At 49.0% G+C, this 3670-nt stretch carries 3 protein-coding genes and 1 pseudogene; 1 reads left to right on the top strand and 3 read right to left on the bottom strand.

Going from position 1 to position 3670, the window contains the following annotated elements:
- Positions 1-258: 258 nt before the first annotated feature.
- Positions 259-798 carry a DUF4399 domain-containing protein gene (locus ACO0LF_RS31145; RefSeq protein WP_423021242.1) on the bottom strand — a complete coding sequence of 180 codons (540 nt, stop codon included), beginning with the start codon at positions 796-798 and terminating at the stop codon, positions 259-261.
- Between the two features lie 915 nt (positions 799-1713).
- Here ACO0LF_RS31145 and ACO0LF_RS31150 point away from each other — a divergent pair.
- Positions 1714-2691, top strand: coding sequence for a hypothetical protein (locus ACO0LF_RS31150; RefSeq protein ID WP_423021244.1), 978 nt, complete (start codon positions 1714-1716; stop codon positions 2689-2691).
- On the opposite strand, the pseudogene ACO0LF_RS31155 reads toward ACO0LF_RS31150, so the two are convergent.
- Positions 2691-2810: pseudogene (locus ACO0LF_RS31155) on the bottom strand (IS66 family transposase); the annotation flags it as partial. The gene ACO0LF_RS31150 and the pseudogene ACO0LF_RS31155 overlap by 1 nt on opposite strands.
- Positions 2811-2891: 81 nt before the next feature.
- Positions 2892-3413: an ankyrin repeat domain-containing protein gene (locus ACO0LF_RS31160; RefSeq protein ID WP_423021246.1), complete on the bottom strand. Its 522-nt coding sequence runs from the start codon at positions 3411-3413 to the stop codon at positions 2892-2894.
- Between the last annotated feature and the right edge of the window lie 257 nt (positions 3414-3670).

Raw genomic sequence — 3670 nt, forward strand, 5'->3', positions numbered from 1 at the left:
GAGTTCTAATCGAGTCTGTCAGCTAAAACTGCAGATGCGCAGCGTTGTCCCTCCACCCCAACGCTTTCTAGTTTCCCAGAAATCGTCACTTATAACCATACAAGCGCAGCGTAATCGTACGCATGGTGACAGTCATTTTTTATTCTGCTTGAAAAGCACGGCAGTTTTGTAGGGTGCGTTATAACGCACCATGTCGGGAGAAAATGCGTGGCGTGATGCGCAAGGCGGTGCGTTGCAACGCACCCTACTGGCTCAATACTAACCCTTGCTGGGCAAGACCTCGATATTGATTTCTTTGCTGGCGATGTAATAGGGCACATGCTGGTGATTGGCAAACATCAGGCGCAGTTTATGTTTGCCTGGTGGCAGGTTGAGCACGGTCTCGGTTTCGCCCTTGCCAAAATGCTTGTAGTGCTGGCGCTGGTATTCATCGGCCTTGTCAAAAGGGATGGGTTTCTTGATGTCTTGCGGCAAATCCAGGTCGATCAGGATATGGTGGTGACCCGTGCCTTCGATCTCGCCCGCGGCCACGGGGGCCACGCCCATGCCGGACACCGAGAATGCCACACGGAAAGGTGCATGCAGCTTGTCACCATCCCTGAGGTTCAGAAAATACAGGGCTTTTTCACCAACAGGAAAAGGCAGGGTACGCTCCAGGGCGCTGACACTGCATATCGTTGCATCCGGCGCATTCACCACTGGTTTGGGTTTGCCAGTATCGGCCGAGAAAGTCAGGCAAGGCAGCGACAAGAGTATCGCCAGATAAGACACCTGGGATTTTTTGAGCTTGAATGTCATTGTGTAGTCTCCGCTGCACGGTCGATTTTTTGAGATTTTTGCCGAAGTATTTCAGACTGTCGCACCAGGTATCCACCCGAACTGATACATGCGCCTTACACCCGGTGATGAGACGATGGACGAAAGAATAACATGCTTACCTGGGCCGTGTCTGCCCGCGTAAGTACGATTAGCGCAGCGCAATCGTACGCATGATAAGCCTCACTCTCTATCCTGTTTAAAAAGCATGGCTGCTTCACGGTAGGCAATCAAGTATCAACCAGGTGCCAGTTGAGATAGCTAAGTGCGCCTCACGAGATGTTATTGAGGCCTGTGCTTATTCAAGGCCTTGCATGCGTACTACGCTGCGCTTATCGTACCTACTGGCCCTAGCTTAAATAAGCAAGGGGGATTTTTGCTGTAGTAATGTCGTACCTCGTGCAAGCTATTCTCGCCCCAGGGAGTTGGCAATCAATAAATATCCACACTACATGTCAAATTATTATTGAAAAGTATATTTTTGCATGCAATATCGCTATTGAAAATTGCATCAATGACAATATTTCCCTAAAAAGCACATGAACAAGCATTTTGGGGCCAGGTGTTCTGCCAGGCATGCGAATGGTGAATATTTGCTGGCTACTACCTTTTGTGCAGAAGTTTGCTGGCATAGCGACACCCCTTTGGGAGCCCATCGTTATGTGATGAGATATTGCCTTGTAGCGCGACAGAGCAAACATCAAAGTCAGGCAGCCCGTACAAGTCTACTTACACTTTGTTGCGCATTAATATAAAACACACAATTCATTGGTTGACATGGTTTTTACGGTAATGCACCATCATCCGGCTTAATGCAGCAATTGCGCTCTGTCGCCATGCCTGGGGCATGTAGATATGCAGCTTTGTTCATCCACCCTATCAACTTCATTTGCTTACATGAAAAAATCAACTACCGCTGGTGCTGTTCGTTTTTTGTCAGCGAGTCTGGCATTGTCCTGTCTGGCCGCACCTGTGCTGGCGGCGGACTATAATCCTTATCCTAAGGCCGGTATTTATGATGCCAGCGATAAAGGTTTTGAGCGTTTGTTGACGGTAAAACCTGATGGCAAATTCACACTGGAAGTTTCTGAAAAAGGCAAGCCTGGCAATTTGCGCAGCGGGGCCGGGGAAGGTAAATTATCCGATGCGCCTGGCGGATGGACCTTTAGTGAGGGACGTTGCACTATGACCTTAAAGCGCGCAGCTGGTGGCATGCAAATGCATGTGGAAGCTTGCGCCAGTTCCTGGGGCGATGTCCCCTTCGATGGTAAATATGCGTTCCAGGGCGAGGAAGTTGCTGCGACTCCTGTCAAATCAGCATTAGTTACTACACCAGCGCCCAAAGCAACTGCGCCAGCTTCTCTCGCAAGCACGATGCCCGCCGCGGCTGCTGAGCCCGCTGGTGCGGCCACAACGCCCACCAGCACGATGTCACTGTCGCGCAAGGAATGGAAAGATAAATGGGGCAACGTTACGGCCGAATTCATCGCTGGCCACTTTGTGCAGGTATTGGCACAACGCTCCAGTGACAACCCAACAGGACCAGGACTTGATCATTATTCAAATGCCGCAGTTATTGTCGATACCATTAACGACTATGAAAAGGCTAGTGCTGCGGAGATGGCAAAACCGCCTTTGAAACAGTACGCACTTCCTTTGCCGGTTGTCACAGCCAAAGAAGGCGTGAAATTTGAAACTGAATGCAGTTATGGCAAATCTGCCATGGCCTTTGTAATCAGTATGGACAGCTATGGAAAAGGGAATATTCTCACCCGCAAGCGTGTCAGTGGCTGGATGCTGGATAGCAAACTGCAACTGACTGAAGTCAAGCCCGCCAGCAAGATCAAATGCCCACAAACAAGCGCTTTCTATTGAAGGCCCCTTGGGCGTATCGCGTTTTCGATACGGTTATTGTCGATCGGTAGTTGGTCACTGCTGACATAGCGCACAATCGCTGGCCAGCGCTTGAAACTGTAATCAATCGCCTTGGCCAGACTTGTCTCAGACATATACAGGCTCACAGGCCGGGGATCAGGTCGAAAATGTTTGAATGTGAGACTTGACCCCGGCTTTTGCTACACTTTATTGTTCTTCGAAACTTCCAATTCATTTAGAAAACTGGCAATTTCTGTCTGCCCTCTCTGCTTTGCGAAACCCAATGCATCCATAGCTTTCATAGAAGCGCCACTGTACTGTATAGATATATCAAAACCGTTTTCAACAAGGACCTTTACAGTGTCGAGGCTACCCGCGTAAATCGCACTAAATAGCTGATTCCTTTCAGGCTCAGTAACGTCAAGCTCAGAACCACGCGAGATAAGGTATTTAACAACCTCATGATGCCCATTTGAAGCAGCTGAATTGAGAGCATTTCCTTTTAAGGTTCCTCCTCGTGCATTAATATCCAATCCCAAATTAACCAACTCCTTTGCTATTGAAAGTGCCCCTGCAGCGGCGGCAACATGCAACCACGTCCCGAATGGAGTCATCATAGTCAGGATATCTGCATTCGATCTAAGTAAAGTAATTGACCGCTCAGCATCCCCGGTAAGTATGCAGGCCCGAATTTCTCTTGCCTTTTCCAATCTATCATCCATTATTTACCTCCTCTGTGCGGCCAGTTGGCTGAACAGGCGGGCGAACCAGCGTCCGCAACACTACCCTGCCTGCAGCCTATTGCCTGCAAGCCCTTGACGTTCACCACCAACGCTCTTAACGCCAGCCCGCGTAGGTACGATTAGATTCTATGGTTCCCGTCAAGTTTTTATCGAGATGAGATCAGAATTAAAATCAACGCTGTTCTTGAACAGGCTAAAAGCAACTCGCAATATTTTACGTGCGATGATCATGATAG

This window comes from Undibacterium sp. Di27W, assembly GCF_049340345.1.
Taxonomy (GTDB): Bacteria; Pseudomonadota; Gammaproteobacteria; order Burkholderiales; family Burkholderiaceae_D; genus Undibacterium.